Source organism: Neobacillus piezotolerans, from assembly GCF_003362805.1.
GTDB lineage: Bacteria > Bacillota > Bacilli > Bacillales > Cytobacillaceae > Bacillus_D > Bacillus_D piezotolerans.
Genome location: NZ_QNQT01000001.1, coordinates 831249 through 850129, shown reverse-complemented (window position 1 = coordinate 850129; position 18881 = coordinate 831249). Strand labels below are relative to the sequence as shown.

Sequence of the window (18881 nt, the reverse complement as noted above, 5' to 3'; positions counted from 1 at the left end):
CTTATGATAAAATTATTTTATGTAACATTGGGAGGAGTACCTGTGGAGTTCGTTGACCCAATTAAAGACATTGATCGAATCAATGCCATAAAGGATGAATTAAGGGAGCATTCACAACGGGATGTGCTGCTTTTTGTATTTGGGATTAATACCGGAATCAGGGTTAGCGACTTGCTTTCCCTAAAGGTGAAAGACGTATGGGACGGAGAGTCGTTAAAGGAATTTACGATTATCGATGACTCGGAAGGCGAGAAACCAAAGGCTTTTTATTTGAACAACAGCATCCGCTCTGAACTGGAAATCTATTTTCATCAGCGCACACTGAAGGAAGATGATTATTTGTTCAAGTCCAAGAAGAACGAATTTCCGATCACCAGGCAGCAAGCTTATCGAATTATCAACCAAGCCGCTAAAAAAGTTGGAGCCCAGGGTAAAATCGGAACGCATACCCTTAGAAAAACGTTTGGCTACCATGCCTACCGAAAAGGGATCGCGATTTCAATCTTAATGGAGGTTTTTAACCACCATAGCCCAAAGGAAACGTTAAAATACATTGGAATTGACGGAGAACAGGATTCATTAATCCGGGTGGATGTAAACCTGTAGCGGTGAACCCAACATGCCGGAGGCGTCCTAAAGGGAAGGCAAAACATTTTTGGACGCAAAATGACCCCCGCTTAATTAGCGGAGGCCCACAACTTTTTATTCATCATCTTCGTCCTGAATATCCATTTCCATTTCGACATTCTCGAGAGCCATAACGGTATCATCGATGACCTGGACATGAAGCATCTTCTCGTCTTTCATGAACTTGAAAACGCCAGTATTGAAATCCGTTCCTTGTTCCTTAAAGAAAATACCTTCAAATAATACATCCTTTGTATGTTTAAATATCACCCGGTAGTTTTCTTTGTCTTTGACAAGATAAGCGCGGACCCCTTTTTCATAGTGGCCTTCCGCTTCTTTTAAATAACGGGGAACTGAGATAATATGCAAATCGACAAATGGAATTTCCCTCAGCAATGAGTTAATGATGGATCCCTTTGCAATTTGCTCCCATCTGCTTTGCGCCGTTTGTCCCAGGATGATTTGTGTAACCTGCTTTTCCCTGGCTACTTGTGCAATCACCTTTGAAATCGGCCTTTTCTCATTATCCTTTAAGATAAACGAGACGGCGTCATGGCCTTCCGCGATTTTATTCCACTTGGCGATATAGTGAGATTTTTCCGCGTCCATTTCGCTGAATGGGTTTGGGTCTACGGTTAAAATATAAAGCGGGCAGTTCAGCATACTCGCAATTTTGCAGCCGCGCTGGATAAGCCGTTCGCCATTTGGGCCGTAATAGACGCAGACGAGGATGCCTTCGTCCATGCGCCCCTTGATTTTTTCCATTATGATGTCACCTCGGTATAGATGTGAAGTTCTTAACAAATAATATAGGGTGGCTCTGTATGACTATATCTTAAGCAAGCAGGCTAGTCAATGCCAGTAAATACTACCTGATTCCATAAATATAGGAAAGAACAGCTTTACTCCGCTGCAAATGATTTTTTAGAAGGAGGCGGTTAAATTGCATACTCTGCACTTTATTGTCTTATGCCCTTTTTTATTCGCACTTTTCGTGCCGCTGCTATATAAATATTTGACACCGCGGGTGCACACTGGATGGTTCGTTCTTCTCGTACCAATCACTCTCTTCCTGTATCTGCTCCGTTTTGTGCCACGCATCTCCGAAGGAAACAACCTCTTGCGTTCTGTTCCCTGGATGCCATCGTTCAATTTCGACTTTACCCTTTATCTGGATGGGCTAGGCCTTATTTTCGGGCTGTTGATTACCGGAATAGGCGCACTGGTCATCCTTTATTCGATTTATTATATGTCCAAGCACACAGAAGCACTCCACAATTTCTATGTGTATCTCCTTTTATTCATGGGTGCGATGCTCGGGGTCGTCTTTTCTGACAACATTCTTCTTCTCTATGTATTTTGGGAATTGACGAGCATTTCATCCTTTTTGTTAATTGCCTATTGGTACCAGCGTGAGCGATCGCGTTATGGTGCGCAAAAATCGATGATGATTACAATTTTCGGCGGGCTGTCGATGCTGGCGGGCTTTATTATGCTGTCGATGATAACCGGGACCTACAGCATCCGGGACATGATTTCCCACGTTGGAGACATCACTTCCGACTCCCTATTCATTCCGGCGATGATTTTGATTCTGCTTGGCGCATTTACAAAATCGGCACAGTTCCCGTTCAGCATATGGCTGCCAGGGGCGATGGAAGCTCCTACACCTATCAGTGCATATCTCCATTCAGCGACGATGGTCAAAGCTGGCATCTATTTAGTGGCCCGATTCACTCCAGTATTCGGAGGAGAGGCTGAGTGGTTTTGGCTCGTTTCCGGGATTGGTCTCGTCACATTGCTCTATGGTTCATTAAACGCTGTGAAACAGACTGATTTAAAAGCGCTCCTTGCGTATTCAACCATCAGTCAGCTGGGCCTGATCATGAGCCTGTTCGGTGTCGGGTCTGCGGCTTTGTATTTTACAGGAAGCGATGAGTCCTCCGTCTATGCGGTTGCTGTTTTGGCTGCTGTTTTTCATCTGATTAACCATTCCACGTTTAAAGGTGCGCTTTTCATGGTGGTAGGAATTATCGACCATGAGACTGGAACACGCGACATCCGGAAGCTGGGCGGTTTGATGCAAATAATGCCTGTTTCCTTTACCCTTGCACTGATTGGTGCTTTTTCTATGGCAGGGTTGCCACCATTTAATGGCTTTTTAAGCAAGGAAATGTTTTTTACGGCGATGCTCGATGCGTCCAAGATGTCTATTTTTAACATGGACACACTTGGGGCCCTTTTTCCGGCAGTCGCATGGGTTGCCAGTGTATTTACTTTCATATATTGCTTAGTTCTGGTCTTTAAAACCTTTAGAGGGAAATATAAGCCCGAAAGATTGGATAAAAAACCTCACGAAGCCCCGCTTGGGATGTTGATTCCCCCAATTGTACTGGCTTCACTTGTCGTGGGCATCTTCTTTTTTCCGAACGCCCTTTCGAAATACTTCCTGCAACCCGCTTCCCATGCGGTATTGCCAGGACTGCCCGAAAACGTATTCGCGAAAAAGATCAGTGCCTGGCACGGGTTCAATCCAGAACTTATCATGACAGTTGGCGTTGTTTTGTTTGGGATCCTCTTGTATCGGTCCCGAAAAAGCTGGGTTGGCCTTTTAAGGCGCTATCCAGAACCCCTGACGTTGAATTCGTTCTATGCTTTAGGGCTGGAACGCGGCGAAGAAGGTTCACGTTTCCTTACCGAGAAATATATGACTGGCTCTATTAGAGACTACATTGTCTATACGTTCGGATTTTTGACCCTGCTCGCTGGAGGGGCTCTCCTTGTTTCAAATCGGCTTTCATTTTCTTCGGTAAATAATGCGCCAATCACCCTATTTGAAGGCGCGATTGCGGTGGCGCTGCTCACTGCCTCCTTTGCCGTACTTTTTGCGAAAACGAGAATGGCGTCTATCATAGCCCTTGGTGGTATCGGCTACCTTGTATCCATCCTATTTGTTATTTTCAGGGCTCCGGATTTGGCATTAACGCAAATGGTAATCGAAACCGTAACAACCGTTTTATTCCTACTTTGCTACTACCATTTGCCGAAATTCCCGAAAGCGGCAGGGCGAATGCCGTTCAAGCCGTTAAATCTGATTATCTCTCTGGGAGTCGGGGCGACTGTTACGCTGTTTGCTTTGGCTTCCAATGGCAACAGGATGTTTGAGCCGATCTCAAGCTATTATAAAAACTCGTATGAACTGGCCGGCGCCAAAAATATTGTCAATGCCATTCTTGTTGATTTTAGGGGCATTGATACGATGATGGAGATATCGGTTCTCTCAATAGCCGCTCTTGGGGTATTTACGTTAATAAAACTAAATCTGGACAGGGGTGGGAAGAATGAAGAAACAAAATGACGTCATCCTGCGAATTGTAGCAAGAATCGCCGTTGTCATCATTCTCACTTTTGCAATTAACCTTTTCATATCCGGACACCATCATCCAGGAGGCGGGTTTATAGGCGGGCTTGCGCTCGCATGTGCCATCACTCTTCTATTCCTGACTTACGATATTGAGTCAGTACGGGACAACATTCCGTTTGATTTCAAAGCGATGGCGGCATTAGGCGTGCTGATTGCAGTTTTCACAGGGGTTGGCGGAATGCTCTATGGCCGCCATTTCCTTACTCAGGCATTCAATTATTTCGACCTCCCCCTCTTCGGTAAAACTGAGCTGGCAACGGCGATGATTTTCGACCTTGGGGTTGCATTGGCGGTAATCGGCACAGCCATGACTATCATTATTACGATAAGCGAGGACCGATAATTATGGAAACAATGCTCTCGATACTTGTTGGCGTCCTCTTTACAATAGGAACATATTTACTTTTATCAGGAAATCTTTTGAGGATTATTTTTGGAACGTCCATTTTAAGCCATGCAGTCAATCTGCTTATCCTAACAATGGGCGGATTGAAAACCGGTGCCCCCCCACTTTTGGGTTTAGGCAGGTCTACCTTTACGGACCCATTGCCGCAGGCGCTGATTTTGACCGCGATTGTCATCAACTTTGCCACGACCGCCCTTTTCCTAGTCCTGAGCTATCGGGCATACAAGGTGCTTGGCACGGATGACACGCAGCTAATGAGAGGTAATGAAAATGAATAATTTACTAATACTGCCCATCATCATCCCGTTAATCACAGGGATGTTCATGGTCATTGTCCGGAAAAGAATATACTTCCAGCGGATGCTGGGAATTCTCGCCATCGCCGGAACCGGGGCAGTATCAGCGGTATTAATTTCGCAGATTAAAAATGAAGGCATCCAGGTTCTCCATATTGGCGGCTGGGAAGCTCCTTTCGGGGTTAGCTTGGCCGCGGATATGTTTTCCGCCCTGCTTTTATTAACTAGCAGCATTGTATCGCTTTTCTGTCTCATTTATGCCTTCGGTTCGATTGGCAAGGACCGTGAAATGCACTATTTTTATCCGCTGTTTTTATTCCTTCTGACAGGGGTTAACGGCTCTTTTATCACCGGCGATATATTCAATCTCTTTGTCTGTTTTGAGATTATGCTGATTTCCTCCTATGTGCTTATCTCAATTGGGGGAACCCGTATACAGATTAGGGAATCCATCAAATACGTCCTTACAAACCTTCTTTCTTCCTTACTATTCCTTGTAGCGATTTCTTACTTGTATGCGACGATGGGCACATTAAATTTCGCCCACCTTTCCATGCGTGTCGCCGAGGCTGGGCAGGACGGCCTTTTGACAGCCATTTCGCTGCTGTTTTTAATCGTTTTTAGCTTGAAAGCGGGCCTGCTGCTATTCTTTTGGCTCCCTGGATCGTACAGCGCCCCGCCTACGGCAATCGCCGCTATTTTCGCGGCGCTCCTGACGAAGGTCGGGATCTATTCGATTATCCGATTGTTCACGCTTGTTTTTTACCATGAGCCTGAAAGCACACATCTCCTGATCGGCATCATGGCCGGCTTAACAATGGTTTTGGGGGCAATCGGCGCGGTTGCGTATTGGGATGTTAAAAAAATCCTTACGTATAACGTCATTGTCGGAGTTGGTTTTATTTTAGCCGGCTTGGCTTCCGGAACCACCGAAGGGATGACAGGAGCAATTTACTATCTAATTCATGACATCATCATTAAAGCCCTTCTTTTCCTAATTGGCGGAACGATTATCGCCCTTACAAGTACAGCAAATCTAAGGGATTTCAGCGGATTGATTCAAACGTATCCTTTCCTGGGATGGATGTTCTTTGTTGCTGCGTTGTCCCTGTCAGGGATTCCGCCGCTCAGCGGGTTCATCGGCAAAGTGTTTGTAACTGAAGGTACATTCGAAGCCGGTTACTATTGGCTTGGGGGAATTGGCCTTTTTACAAGCTTAATGGTCCTTTATTCCGTGATGAAAATTTTTATGAATGGCTTTTGGGGAGAATCCTATTTAGATGAAGAAAACGGGCAAAAACTAAAAAAGGGATTGCTTATCCCGATAGCCTCATTAACAATCTTGACGGTTGCGCTTGGTCTTGGCGCCGAAGGGCTTCATTCTTTTGCCAGCCTCGCTGTTAAAAGTTTGATGGATCCCTCACTCTATATTGAAGCGGTACTCGGAAAAAATTGAGCGTATGGGTGAATTCCCCTAACAGGCGAGGCTTAATGAGCGATATTTTTCAGTAGTACCATGTGGCTTGATCCGCATCCAGACTTTTAGTAACAAAATGCGGCCCTTTGTGCCGCAGCCAGTCTTTTAGTTTCACAGAAAGGGGTGATCACCGTGCCGATGCAGGTATTGACAAATTTATTTATTGCGCTGCTTTGGACGGCTCTCCAGGAAGATTGGAGCGTACTGACGTTTATCAGCGGCTATTTTGCCGGGATGATTGTCCTGTTTTTAATGCGCCGCTTTCTTCCCGCGAATTTTTATTTGATTACTTTTTTAAATATCATTAAATTGGCCGTTGTGTTCATCCAGGAATTATTTATCTCCAGCTTTATGGTTATCAAACAAATTATCAGGCCGAGATTGGCGATTGCCCCTGGAACGTTAACACTTGAAACGGATCTGGAGAGTGATTTGGAGGTTACTCTCCTGGCACTATTGCTAACGTTAACCCCCGGTTCTGTCGTTATCAAGGTTTCCGAAGATAACAGAACGTTTTTCGTCCATGTACTCGATACTTCAGATTCGAATGAAGCACTTATAAATTCAAAGATACGTTTTGAAAACTCGATAAAGAGGGTGACGCGGAAATGTTTGAATTAATTTTAAAACTATCTTTGTTCTTTCTGGCCCTTTCAATCCTTGCGACATTTTACCGCTTAATAAAAGGGCCATCCTCAACTGACAGGATTCAGGCGCTGGACTCGATCGGAATCACGTCAATCGCGGCTGTTGCCGTCAGCTCGGTCATCTTAAGAACGCATGCGTTTTTTGAAGTCATCCTGCTCATTGGCATTTTATCCTTTATTGGAACACTTGCATTCGCAAGGTTCCTTGAAAGGGGTGTCGCAATTGAATCCAGGCGCGATCAGTGAAATCATTGCCGGTTTCCTCATTTTAACTGGCACACTCGCCAGTTTATTGAGTTCCTTTGGATTAATTAGGCTCCCGGACGTTTATACACGGTCACACGCGGCATCAAAAAGTTCCACGCTGGGCGTTTTGTTCACGCTAGTAGGCACCTTTGTATTCTTTCTCTTTAATGAAGGTTATTTTAGCGTCAGGTTGTTTCTCGGGATCTTGTTCGTGTTCCTGACCGCCCCAGTTTCAGCACACTTAATCGCAAGGGCCTCCTATATGACAAAAGTGAAAATGGCCCAGTCCATTGGCGACGACGGATTTCGAGAAGTCCTGATGGTTGAAGAAAAAGCGCGCGAACAATCTTCCCCATAATCATGAAGAGCTTCCCTGCCTGCATACCTTTATAAGAAATGATATGTTCAGGGGTGAAGCGATGAGGATTTATGTAATAAAACCGGGGGATTCCCTCTGGAAGCTGGCGCAGACGAACCGGACCACGATCAGCCAGATCGTTGCCGTTAATGAATTGGAAAACCCGAATCGGCTGGTTGTTGGGGAATCGCTGGCAATTCCCGAACCGGATAAGGAATATGTCGTCGAACAGGGCGATACGCTTTCCCAGATCGCAGCACGTTACGGCGTCACTGTACAGAAGATTGCAAGCTTCAACAATATCGCCAACCCTTCTTTGATTGTTGTTGGCCAGACGCTATTCATCCCCTACTTCCGCCATACAATACGCGCGGGGGAAACGCTTTGGGCTATCGCGAATCGGTACGGCGTGACAGTTGCCCAGATTGTCGGAGCGAATGCCCTCGCCAACCCATCCTTGATTTATCCCGGTCAGGTACTGCGGATTCCCGCAGAAGCCAAGCCTATCAAAGAAGTGAACACCTATATAACGAGGATGGACGAACAGGGCCAAAGAGAAGTCATTTCGCGGGGCAATCTTTTCACCTATCTTTCGCCTTTCTCCTATGGCGTGAACGAAGACGGCTCTTTGGCAAATTTGCAGGATACCCGAGTCCTTCAGGCTGCTAAAGCGACGAACACCGCGCCATTGCTCACGATCACAAATACTGTCGGAGGCTCGTTCAGCTCTGACCGGGCGGCGGCAATATTACGCAACTCCGCTGTCCAGGACACGCTTCTGGCAAACATCCTGGCTCGTATGAGGGAAAAAGGTTATACGGGCTTGAATATCGATTTTGAATACGTTTTTCCAGAAGACAGGGAGAACTACAATGCATTTTTAAGAAAAGCGGCCGCCCGGCTCCATCCAGCTGGCTTTACACTCTCAACGGCCCTTGCCCCGAAAGTCAGCGCCAACCAGCCAGGCTTGCTCTATGAAGCCCACGACTACCCCGCCCATGGCGCGATTGTTGATTTCGTTGTGCTAATGACCTATGAATGGGGCTGGGCCGGCGGCGAACCATGGGCAATCGCTCCGATTACCGAGGTACGGAAAGTGCTCGATTACGCCGTTACCGCTATCCCCCCGGGTAAAATCATGATGGGCGTCCCTCTCTATGGGCGCGACTGGAAGATCCCCTGGGTCAAGGGCACTTATGCAAAGACGGTCAATTTGAAAAGTGCCGTCGACCTTGCCGCCCGCTACGACCAGGCCATCCAGTACAACGAAACGTATCAAGCCCCAATTTTCAGATATACCGATGATACCGGCCAGCAGCATGAAGTCTGGTTCGAAGACGCCCGAAGCATGCAGGCAAAATACGACCTGGTGAAGCAATACGGTTTACGAGGCGTCAGCTACTGGGTCCTCGGCCCTCCCCTCCCGCAAAACTGGCCAGTGCTCAGGTCGAATTTCAGGGTGAGGAAGAAGACATAATTTAAGTTAAAGGACCCCTTTCTTGTGGGTCCTTTTTGTATTGATGGTGGAAATTTTATTAGGGGTTTAGGCATTGGAAAACTACTGTCACAGTGTAGTTTTCCACTTGCAATAGTGTCCAAAAAGTGACTGTCCCGGTTAAAATGAAAAATTCCCGGATATATTCGAAAAAGTTCCCGATATATTTGAAAATTCCCGGATAAAATCCAAAAAGTTTCCGATATCCTTAAATGCACATCCGATTTGAGCGACACCTCTTCAGGATTTTGCCCATTCTTTGTCGCTCATCCAGAATTAAGCTTATTTAGTCCAATCATAAGTAAACCCGATTCATGGGACGCCGCCACTTTTTTTACAAATAGAGATCAATAATTCAAAAATCGCTATCCCACTGCTGGAACTCTTAAGGACTGCAACTAATTCAGATAAATTCCAAATTAGGATACTCATAGATCAGCAAAACTCGTACATCCCCCTTAATACCTATAAGAGCTATATTGGGAAATTTTTATGAAAGGTAAAGTTTAAAAAAATACTGACTTAATACCTAGATAGTTTTCAGAATAATTAATCTATAATGGGGTTGTCCACAATAGTGGAACTACATAGGAGGTGTGTAGGATGAAAAAGAAAGTGATGCAAGGCCTCATCATGGCAACGACAATCAGCGCATTGAGTTTCACTACCCTGTACCCCGGACTTGGTGTTCCGGCGGTAACGGGTGCCCAGCAGCTTGAGGGTGAACAGATACTGCCGGAGGAGTCGCTTTCCATTGTCCAGCTTCAAGTGCCGAATAAAAAGGCTCTTGATAAGCTGGTTGAAATGGGTATCGACCTGACCCACAGGGTTCACCAGCACGGTGAAGAATTGGATGTTGATGTTGTTGTAACACCTTCAGAAATCGAAGAATTGAGAAAGCACGGAATCACCGTGAAAGAAACACTGATTACGGAAGCCCAGTGGAACCAACGGACCGCGGAAAGAAACGCGGCAGTACAGCAGGAATCCACTATCGCGGCGGCTGAAGACACCATTAAGGTGCTGCGCGCCAACCACTACACCAACCAGTCAGCGACCTTCCTGTATGTTGAAGCAAAGTCAAGCGCCGGAACAAGCGCGAGCACTGCCCTGACTGCGAAGTGGGTTGAAAATGGGGTCGAAAAAACTGCTTCACTAAGCCGGTTCGTGGACTATGGGGAGTATATGTACCACTGGATGGAGCTGCCGGTTACAGCCATTCCTGAAAGCATTACGATCTCGAGCAATCTTGGCGGTTCTGCAACTAGCGCTGTCACCCAATGGCTAGGTGAAGACAAAAAGGGCAGCCCGAAAAAACACTACGTGAAAGACTTCGTTGACCATTATATGGACCCATACGAGTTGTATGAAAGAGCAGAGAAGCTCGCCAAGGAATTTCCTGATTTAGTCGAAATCATTGAAATGCCAAACAAGACAAACGGGTACCGCCGCCTCGCCCAGGCGACAATCGGATCCGTCACCAATTCAGCAGTTGTTGTTTCCTCAAAAGCATGGGGCCATGAAGGCGGAAACGATATTACCGTTGAGTTTAAAAATCCGGGAAAATCTAGCCAGCCGCTAACCGTCACAGTTGATGACAGCAAAGTAATCGTTGATTTGGCAACTGATTCTTCCGGTAAACTAATAAGCACGGCAAGCCAAGTTGTTTCCGCCCTTAATTCAAAAGCGGGCAACCTTGTAACTGCAACCACTTACCGCGGCAATACAGGCACCGGAATTGTGGCGGCAGGGTCGGCAAAACTGTCCGATAACCTAAACGCACCGGCCCATATCGCCCGCGAGCCGCAAACCGTTAAAGCGATCCGCATCGGCAAGCACCGTGACGGTTCCAAGCCGGGAGTTCTTGGCTACGCGCAGGAGCATGCCCGAGAATGGGTTACTCCGCTTGTCACGATTGAAACAGCCGAGCGGCTCTTGCGGAACTACGCGCATGACGGAGAAACGAAGCAGCTGGTGAATAACCTCGATATTTTCCTGATTCCGTCCGTCAATCCTGATGGCGCGCTCTACAGTTTCTATGACTACAATATGCAACGGAAAAATATGACGAACCACTGCGGGCCTACGCAATCCGATCCCGGAAACCGCAATGGCTGGGGAGTCGACCTTAACCGTAACCATTCCGTCGGATCTGTGTTTGATGGATACGTTGGCGCCTCCAATACGAACTGCTTGAGCTCAACCTATGCGGGGCCTGCTGAAAATTCCGAACCAGAATCAAGGAACCTAATTTGGCTCGCAGACAAAAATCCGAATATCAAATTCGCAATGAACATTCACAGCTATGGCGGTTACTTCATGTGGTCTCCAGGTGCCTACAATCCTAAACGTGAAACGCTGCCTCGCCCAACTGCCGGCCAGGAGGCATTCTACTGGGCAGCTTCCAATGAAATCCTGAACGATATCCAGGATCATCGCGGAACAGTCATCCTGCCAAGCCGCACCGGCCCTATCCCTGATGTCCTTTATTCCGCCGCCGGTAATTCTGCGGATTACCTCTGGTATGAAAAAGGCATTTACGCTTGGAATTTTGAAGTTGGCGCGGACCTTTGGGATTCCAGTAGGAATAGATGGAGTCTAGTTGGATTCCAGCCTCCTTTCGAAGAGGGGCATGAGGAAGCAATGGAATTCGCGAATGGACTAATCGGTTTGATCAAGGTCGCCTACAACCAATCAAAGGATAAGCAGCCGCCATCGACAAAAGCGGTGCCAGGAAACGGCACTTTCCAAGGGCCGGTTGAAGTGGCATTTGAAACCAGCGAAGCGGCCACCATCTATTATACGCTTGATGGAACCCGACCAACCTTCCAGTCAGCGCACCTCCGCCTTTCTGGAACGCGCGAACCGGCTGAAACACTGAAAATTGATAAAACGACTGTACTCAACTGGTTCGCTGTCGACGCCGCGGGCAATATCGAGAAAAGCTACAACCCGCTCAACAATTCGGCGAACTTTAATTCTGTGAAAATAACAATCAAGTAATGCAAAAGATGCCGGGCCCTTTCAGATACTGAAAAGCCCGGCATCTTTTTGTGTCGATCGATTTAAGCACACTATATCTACACTCTCATTCAATTATAAAAAATGTATTCCTGTTTATCATAATACTTCCTCTACAAACATAGTGTGGTTTAGAGTAAAAAATGGGATTTTATTAGGGGGTATTTTAATGAGAGGTACCGAAGAAAAAATGTGGCTTCATTTTCTTTCGAGGTTCATATTTTTTTTACCTCTTCCAGTCCTGCTTTTGTTTTTATCCATAGGTATATTATTGAGTTCCAGTGGGGATACACCTATTGAATTAGCTTACATGATTTCCGCGTCAGAAAAACCGATAGGGTTGAGATTGGCCGGTTTGTCTCTTAATTTACTATGGGGTTCTGTTGCTGTTTTCTTTATTGCATTAGCAGGGTTTTTCAAAAATGAAAACCCAATTAAAAGTACCTTTCTGGGGGCAATCGGGATTGGATTTATTATTCCGATGTCTGCTGGAAATCTTCAATGGACAGCTGCTCTGGATATGGCAAAGCGGTATGGAAATGCTACAGCCGAGCAACAGGAATTGTTAAAAGAAATTCAAATGACAGTATTCCAAATAGTAGAATCTAGAATCGATACAGCTAATTTGTTGTGGGGATTAGGGATAGTGATTTTTATTATTCTTGCTCGTAAGTTGGTTCCATTATATATCCGTGCATTGTACATGATTTCAGCGGCTATTATGCTCCTAGTCTTTTTATCGAACTTTTTGGGCTTTACGTTCCCCTTCGTTCTTATTCCGGTTTTTTGGTTGGTTACACTTGTTGCGCATGTTGCCCTTGGAATTGTTTTTTATAAAAAGAATAAATCCGTTTCACCTATTAATGCTTCATAGGGATAATAAAACCACAGAAAGGGATCCGTTTTTACGGACCCCTTTTTGCGGTTATTTGTCTATTAATTAAGTTTATTAATCCTTTTTATTAAAAAGGTTGTCTACAGAATATAACTTGCTACCCGTAATTACCAAAACTACCGCCATTGCCAGGAATGCCAAATCCAATTCATAGCCAGCCATTTGGCCATTGCCTAGTAAACCAACCGCAAGTTTTACTTTGAAAATTGCACCGATTAATAACACTGCTAATAAACCAGACACAATCCTAGTCCCTAATCCAATAACCAACGCAATCCCACCGATTACTTCAAGCAATGCGACTGCATAAGCCAAAAATCCTGGCAATCCAATGCTGGCGAACCAGCCAACCGTATTTTCAATTCCCCCCTGGAACTTTGCAAGCCCATGGGCAAAAAACAATACCCCTAAAGTTACTCGTATAATAAGTGCTCCGATTTCATGTTTCTTTTCCATTAAGTTTCACTCCAAATTCATATTTTTTTATCTTGACATTAATCCTTCTCATTTCGAGATAAATGATTGCATTTATTCATTGCTTATTAATTTTAAAAAGGCGATAACATTTACTTTCGGAATCTCTGTTGAATCCTTTGCCTTTATCCAAATTGCCATACACTGTGACTTAGGTTCCCATATCGAAAACTGCGGTGAAGTAAAGCCGCCTTTGGCTGATTATCAGCTGCACCCATTGCATAAAAAATTGGAACAAAATGCTCATTCCCATATGGCGGGACAGCTAGTGACGCATTAGGAGCAAGTGAATTATAGTTGAAAAGTGATTCCAGATCCCATTTTTCAAGGTTGCCTGCCAACCAATCATCAAATTCCAGCGCCCAGGAGTCAGCCTTTCCGTTATCTGCCCACTTCAAAGCGCCCAGATTGTGTACGGTTCCTCCGCTTCCGATAATTAATATGTCTTTTTCTCTTAAACCTGATAAAGCGGCTCCAATTTTATATTGCTCCTCTGGTGGAAGAGCTGGATTCACCGACATCGCAATTACCGGTATATTTGCATCCGGATAAAGCATTCGAAGAACCACCCATGCCCCATGGTCAAGCCCGCGAGTTGTCTCATTTTTAAAGGGAATGCCGTTTTTAGTGAAAAGGTCCTCTATTTCCCCAGCGATTTCGTTGCTCCCGTGAGCAGGATACTCAATCGTGTATAAAGAGCGATCAAAACCGCCGAAATCATAAATCGTCCGATATTGATCGACCCGGCTCACCTGTTGGACCCCCGATTCCCAATGGGCGGAAAACAACACAATCGCTTTTGGACGTGGAAGGTCCCGGCCCAATTGATTTAAGAATTGGGTGTAATCGTTATTCTCAATGGCCAGCATTGGAGAACCATGAGCGATAAAAAATGATGGCAGCACTTCATTTCCCTCCTATCTTTCTCAGGCAGTTTCCCTTTGTAAATCGTTTAAAATCCAGGCTTGAAAATCCCGTAGATTTTCCAAGGTAACGGTATGTCCTTCCGGATACGATTTAAACGTGACCGGCACCTCAAGCTGAGTAAAAAATTCCACATTTTCTTTTCCCCATTCATAAGGCAGAACATTGTCGTATTCCCCATGTGAGATAAACAAAGATAACTGTTTGCCGGGGTTTATCGTGTATTCTTCCTTAACAAATTGTGGAATATAACCACTAAGAGCTACCGTGCCTTTAATTTTGCTTCCAAGGCTAAGTGCCAATGTCATCGAAACAATCGCTCCCTGGCTAAAGCCCATCAAGTAAACCTTGTTAGAGTCCACCGGGTATTTCTCGGTAGCATAATCTATAAAGGCTGATAATTTATTGATTCCCTCGTCAAAAACTTCCCGGTGAGGTTTGCCGTATCCTTCAATCGTAAAATAAGCAAAGCCAGGTCCATGAGGCAGATGGCCCCTTACACTGAAGATAAAAAAGCGATCTTCCAAGCCATTTACTAAAGAAAGCATGTTTTGTTCATTGCTTCCTATCCCGTGCATAACAAATATTGCGGGATATTTTTCACCTTGAACAACATTCCTCGGACGGCGAAGTTCATAAATCATCTCTGTTTCCAATAGCCACACCTCCTTGTATATAAAATGATGATAAACCCACAAAACAATTCATAGTAAAATGATCGACCTCGAAAAGTTTACTTATATGAATCTTTGTTCTTTCATACAATACCAAAAGGAAATATGGCATGTCAACGATTTTTTTGGTAATATGAAATTAAGTTTACTATTAAGAAACTTTTTGGAGGGGTGATAGGAAATGGATATCGGTTCCAAAATCCGAACAATTAGAAAAAGAAAGAACATCACAATTGCGCAAATTTGCGAAGGCACAGGGCTTTCGAAAGGTTTTATCAGCAATGTTGAAAACAATAACACTTCTCCATCAATCAATACATTGCAAACGATCGCTAGCTTCTTAAGAGTCCCTTTACCATATCTACTTTTAGAAAAAAATGAACAAATGTCGGTCATAAGGAAAAATGAACGGCAAGTAATGACTTCCAACGAGTCTGATATGAAGGTTGAGCATTTGGCGTCAATGGGAGGATTAAGTATACGAATGGTAGAATTCCCTCCTGGCGCTTCCACCGGTGGAAAAAATGCGCATGAAGGAGAAGAATGCCATCTGGTCCTTAAAGGCAAAATTCTCGCGGAGCAAGGGGAAGACTCCTATATCCTTGAAGAAGGAGATACGTTCAGCTGGTGCGCGAGCGTTCCTCACTATGTAAAAAATATCGGAGATGAAGTTGCTTCAGTGCTAATTGCTGTTTATACCGAAGCAACGGAATAAATATTGGGTATAAAAAAAGATGCCGGGCCATTTCAGAAACTGAAAATCCCAGCATCTTTATTTTTTATATAAAACAGGCGTTGATGAAATGAGAATCATTAATTGGATATTTACTCCATCTAATCTTTTATCGATTTAAACCACACACGGAGTGGCCCAATTGATCTCCATCCGGATAAATGGGCGTCTTCAAGTGTACTGCCGTGCTCATATCCCACCATGGCTAGCCCTGGAAATTCGTTTGCCACAACTTGAGGAATATCTCGCCACAAACTCTTATTTTCCTTGCCTATGGAAAAAACATTGGATATCCCTACAACATTGGCATTCAAATTCGCTATAAAACCGTATATACCATCATTTTTCTCGAGTATGAAAATTTTCACGTTTTTTCGTTTTAATAGGTCTGGTTTAATCACGCCATCCAATTCACTAGTTATAGTCCATTGAGCTAAATCCTCTTCTGTTGTAATCACACGCCTGTTTGATTGAATTGGCTCTAAGTCTGATACAGATGAATGATAAATCCATTCTGCCTCAAACAGAATTTTAAAACCAAAACGTGCCAGATCATTATTTGCATAACTGTCTTTAATGCTTGAGTCATTTCCATTTTCAATAAAGTGTTTTATTTCTTCAATAGGTACATCCTTACTTATTGTAATGATTTCGGGGTAAAATGGTGGTGCTTTTGAAAGCAAGCCCCATACTTGTTGTTTTGAAATTCCAGCAATACCATGTGTATTACAAACAATCTCACACCAAGCTACATTGTTTAAAACTGCTTGATCTACTAGGGTATTCACTTATCATTCTCCCAAATTATTCAAAATTAATTCCAAATCGCAAAATATTCGCTTATCTTGTTTCAACGAACGACTTCCGTACCCGCAATCCAGTCATATACATTTTTCCTTCTTTTATTAGTAAGAGGAATGATTAGATATAGCAATATTAAAAGATTGACACCGCTTAAAATCACAATAACAGTAGAATCAGAAAAGCCGGACGGAAGCACTAATCGCCATATACAGAAATGGGCTACCTCCCAGGGAAGAAACTTGATAGTTGTTCGCAAAGCAGAGCGACCGATTCCAATACGCTTTCCTTCACCATCAACAACACGCATTCCCATTTTCCTCTTCCCAAAAGTCCCCTGCCATTTGGAACATTCACTTAAAATAAAATAAAGCGAAACTGGCATTGTCATCATCAAAAAACCTGTCAGTTCAGCTGTTACAGGGGAACTTGAAAATAAAGGGGGAAAATATGGCCGAAACACAAAAGAAATGGCACCCACAACAAAAATACCGTATATAACGATAACAAGATAATCTAATAAAAATGCGTAAATGCGGGTTTTAAATGGTGCATAAGGCATACCGATCGGCTCCTCTAATTTCGTTTCATCATTACCCTAAAACAATTTCTCTCCAACCAGCTGCCCTTAAGCGGTTAAAGACCAAGTTCAACTCCGTAGTATTCCTTTACGATTTCATGGATGATGGTTTCTTTCTTTTCTTCCCAACCATGAATTGCCGTCATAAATTCCTGGCTACAACGATCTTTTGTTAGATTGAACCCTGTATAACGAAGGTCGATTTTTTCATGACCTGAAGTTGTTGAAAATCCGCCAGTACCGAATAAGCTGACACATTTATTGCTAATAGGAGTCCGGTTCCCTTTTTCATCAACATAAAAATATTTATCCGTAACAGTGCCATAATCCATGTCAGGTTTCGATGTTAAAAAATAACCTTTTTCATTAATTACATGGACTTCATAGCCATCCTCAGTTTTAACCTTCGGTGCTCCTTTAATATTGTAAAAAGCATAAACGTCTCCTTCAAACCCCTGCGGTATCAGATAAATATCGTTGGTTTCACCTTTATTATCTATAAAAAAAACAGTTAGCGACGTGATAGAAGCTGCTATCAATATACTAAAAACAACCTTAAAAGCCTTATATATATTTGACAAACGGTGTATCTTTACGATTCGTACATAGATCAAAAAGGCTATAACACTCGTCAAGAGCAAAAACGGCGTAAGGTACATAAATTTAAAGTTGAAACTTTCCCAAACAGATAAATAGTAAACATCAGGTTCTCTCTGTGATATTGGGGTGTAGTTTTTTAACGAACCAAAGAGGGAAATTATGAATGATAAAACGAGTGTCGACAAAATAACTTTGACTAACCTCATATCGTATAGCTCCTTTTCTATGAGGATTTAACTTTCCAGATAACCTCTTTCACGCAATAGATCTTTAAGATGTAACACATACACTTTATTATCACTTACAAAAAGCATCTCCGCCCCCCTGCAGCTAAGGAGAGAAGGTGTTAGCAAGTTATCTGTTTCATCGGCCAACGTAAGAATGGTCACCTTATTCAAACGATTTCCAGGCCCCACTTTATAAAGAATATACTGATCCCGGTCATCATAATCTCCCCTAAACAAAAAATACTCTTTATAAACGATAAAACCGTCCGAACCTTCCACATCCGGCTGGAAATACTCAAGTTTTCCGTTTTTGTATCTTCCAAGCTCGAACTCCGTGTAAAAATAAAACCAGACATCCTCTTCTCCCGCAACATTTAGCGCATAACAGTCACTGATGAAATGCGGGTCGTCATTTCTGTATGTATAAATCTCTTTCCCATCGGAATCCCATGCCCTTAATCCATAAGCTCCAATCGGATTGTCCCAGCCATAATTCCCAAAAACGCCTTCATCAAAATAGGAAGTCCAGATTTTATTTTCGCGAGTAACATATAAATCCTGGATGCCGTCGCCAAGCAAAAACTCCCGTATGAGATTTCCCTCAAAATCAAAAACTTTTGCGTTACGGTCATACTCGCCATTTTCATATAATTCAGCCCGCGCGCAAGCAAGCAGAATATGATTTTCATCGATTATTTGAATGAAATGATAATTCCACTTTTGTTTTTTTATTTTAACCTCCTGCTTATACTCCTTTCCCAAAATAATCACTTTGTAATTATGGCTCGTCTTAGTTTGCACAGGCGGGAACATCCCACCAATCCTTGCAGGGACTTCATTAACCCCAAGGATGCAAATTTCTCCGCTTGAACCCAAAGTAACAGAAGCGAGTGTATATCCATTAAAGTCATTTTTCAGATCAGCTATTGGATTCATTTTGTAATTCATCTTTCATTCTCCTCTTATTTGTTTAGAA

20 protein-coding genes are annotated in these 18881 nt (G+C 43.8%); 12 read left to right on the top strand and 8 right to left on the bottom strand.

All coding sequences use genetic code 11. The annotated features are described in order from the left end of the window. Positions 1-42 precede the first annotated feature (42 nt). Complete coding sequence (locus DRW41_RS04010; RefSeq protein ID WP_115450648.1) at positions 43-606, top strand: site-specific integrase; 564 nt, start codon at positions 43-45, stop codon at positions 604-606. A 96-nt stretch (positions 607-702) separates the two neighbouring features. On the opposite strand, the gene DRW41_RS04005 is transcribed toward DRW41_RS04010, so the two are convergent. Further along, on the bottom strand, positions 703-1392 hold the full coding sequence (locus tag DRW41_RS04005; RefSeq protein ID WP_115450647.1) for a universal stress protein: 690 nt from the start codon (positions 1390-1392) through the stop codon (positions 703-705). A gap of 178 nt (positions 1393-1570) precedes the next feature. On the opposite strand from DRW41_RS04005, the gene DRW41_RS04000 reads away from it, so the two are divergent. The 10 genes from DRW41_RS04000 to DRW41_RS03955 all read left to right on the top strand — a co-directional run bounded on the left by DRW41_RS04000 (position 1571) and on the right by DRW41_RS03955 (position 12871). Continuing rightward, complete coding sequence (locus tag DRW41_RS04000; protein ID WP_115450646.1) at positions 1571-3985, top strand: Na+/H+ antiporter subunit A; 2415 nt, start codon at positions 1571-1573, stop codon at positions 3983-3985. Then, positions 3969-4394, top strand: a complete 426-nt coding sequence (locus DRW41_RS03995; protein WP_115450645.1) for a Na(+)/H(+) antiporter subunit B — start codon at positions 3969-3971, stop codon at positions 4392-4394. The genes DRW41_RS04000 and DRW41_RS03995 overlap by 17 nt, the downstream gene beginning before the upstream one ends. Before the next feature lie 2 nt (positions 4395-4396). Next, positions 4397-4735 (top strand): Na(+)/H(+) antiporter subunit C, encoded by a 339-nt coding sequence (locus DRW41_RS03990; protein ID WP_115450644.1) that lies wholly within the window; start codon positions 4397-4399, stop codon positions 4733-4735. Then, on the top strand, positions 4728-6209 hold the full coding sequence (locus DRW41_RS03985) for a Na+/H+ antiporter subunit D (RefSeq protein ID WP_115450643.1): 1482 nt from the start codon (positions 4728-4730) through the stop codon (positions 6207-6209). The genes DRW41_RS03990 and DRW41_RS03985 overlap by 8 nt, the downstream gene beginning before the upstream one ends. Positions 6210-6368: 159 nt before the next feature. Next, positions 6369-6851, top strand: a complete 483-nt coding sequence (locus DRW41_RS03980) for a Na+/H+ antiporter subunit E (protein WP_181884425.1) — start codon at positions 6369-6371, stop codon at positions 6849-6851. Continuing rightward, on the top strand, positions 6839-7123 hold the full coding sequence (locus DRW41_RS03975) for a Na(+)/H(+) antiporter subunit F1 (RefSeq protein ID WP_115450641.1): 285 nt from the start codon (positions 6839-6841) through the stop codon (positions 7121-7123). Before DRW41_RS03980 ends, DRW41_RS03975 begins: the two co-directional genes overlap by 13 nt. Beyond that, complete coding sequence (gene mnhG / locus DRW41_RS03970; protein ID WP_115450640.1) at positions 7101-7481, top strand: monovalent cation/H(+) antiporter subunit G; 381 nt, start codon at positions 7101-7103, stop codon at positions 7479-7481. Before DRW41_RS03975 ends, mnhG begins: the two co-directional genes overlap by 23 nt. Before the next feature lie 61 nt (positions 7482-7542). Next, a complete protein-coding gene (locus DRW41_RS03965; protein WP_115450639.1) occupies positions 7543-8958 on the top strand; it encodes a glycoside hydrolase family 18 protein in 1416 nt (471 codons plus the stop codon). 621 nt (positions 8959-9579) lie between these two features. Beyond that, positions 9580-11979 (top strand): M14 family metallopeptidase, encoded by a 2400-nt coding sequence (locus DRW41_RS03960; RefSeq protein WP_222928823.1) that lies wholly within the window; start codon positions 9580-9582, stop codon positions 11977-11979. Between the two features lie 187 nt (positions 11980-12166). Next, positions 12167-12871, top strand: a complete 705-nt coding sequence (locus DRW41_RS03955) for a hypothetical protein (RefSeq protein WP_115450638.1) — start codon at positions 12167-12169, stop codon at positions 12869-12871. Positions 12872-12946: 75 nt separating this feature from the next. On the opposite strand, the gene DRW41_RS03950 is transcribed toward DRW41_RS03955, so the two are convergent. The 3 genes from DRW41_RS03950 to DRW41_RS03940 form a co-directional block, all read right to left on the bottom strand. Then, positions 12947-13348, bottom strand: a complete 402-nt coding sequence (locus tag DRW41_RS03950) for a DoxX family protein (RefSeq protein ID WP_115450637.1) — start codon at positions 13346-13348, stop codon at positions 12947-12949. A 143-nt stretch (positions 13349-13491) separates the two neighbouring features. Next, positions 13492-14271, bottom strand: coding sequence for a DODA-type extradiol aromatic ring-opening family dioxygenase (locus tag DRW41_RS03945; RefSeq protein WP_115450636.1), 780 nt, complete (start codon positions 14269-14271; stop codon positions 13492-13494). Positions 14272-14292: 21 nt separating this feature from the next. Further along, positions 14293-14934, bottom strand: coding sequence for an alpha/beta hydrolase (locus tag DRW41_RS03940; protein ID WP_245959327.1), 642 nt, complete (start codon positions 14932-14934; stop codon positions 14293-14295). A 211-nt stretch (positions 14935-15145) separates the two neighbouring features. Here DRW41_RS03940 and DRW41_RS03935 point away from each other — a divergent pair, with 211 nt between their 5' ends. Next, positions 15146-15679 (top strand): helix-turn-helix domain-containing protein, encoded by a 534-nt coding sequence (locus DRW41_RS03935; protein ID WP_115450634.1) that lies wholly within the window; start codon positions 15146-15148, stop codon positions 15677-15679. A gap of 119 nt (positions 15680-15798) precedes the next feature. Here DRW41_RS03935 and DRW41_RS03930 read toward each other — a convergent pair whose 3' ends face one another. The 4 genes from DRW41_RS03930 to DRW41_RS03915 form a co-directional block, all read right to left on the bottom strand. Beyond that, complete coding sequence (locus tag DRW41_RS03930; protein ID WP_115450633.1) at positions 15799-16485, bottom strand: hypothetical protein; 687 nt, start codon at positions 16483-16485, stop codon at positions 15799-15801. Between the two features lie 62 nt (positions 16486-16547). After that, positions 16548-17060: an RDD family protein gene (locus DRW41_RS03925; RefSeq protein WP_115450632.1), complete on the bottom strand. Its 513-nt coding sequence runs from the start codon at positions 17058-17060 to the stop codon at positions 16548-16550. Between the two features lie 74 nt (positions 17061-17134). Next, entirely contained in the window at positions 17135-17884 is a 750-nt protein-coding gene (locus DRW41_RS03920) for a DUF6843 domain-containing protein (RefSeq protein ID WP_115450631.1), read from the bottom strand. A 27-nt stretch (positions 17885-17911) separates the two neighbouring features. Next, entirely contained in the window at positions 17912-18853 is a 942-nt protein-coding gene (locus tag DRW41_RS03915) for a hypothetical protein (protein WP_115450630.1), read from the bottom strand. Between the last annotated feature and the right edge of the window lie 28 nt (positions 18854-18881).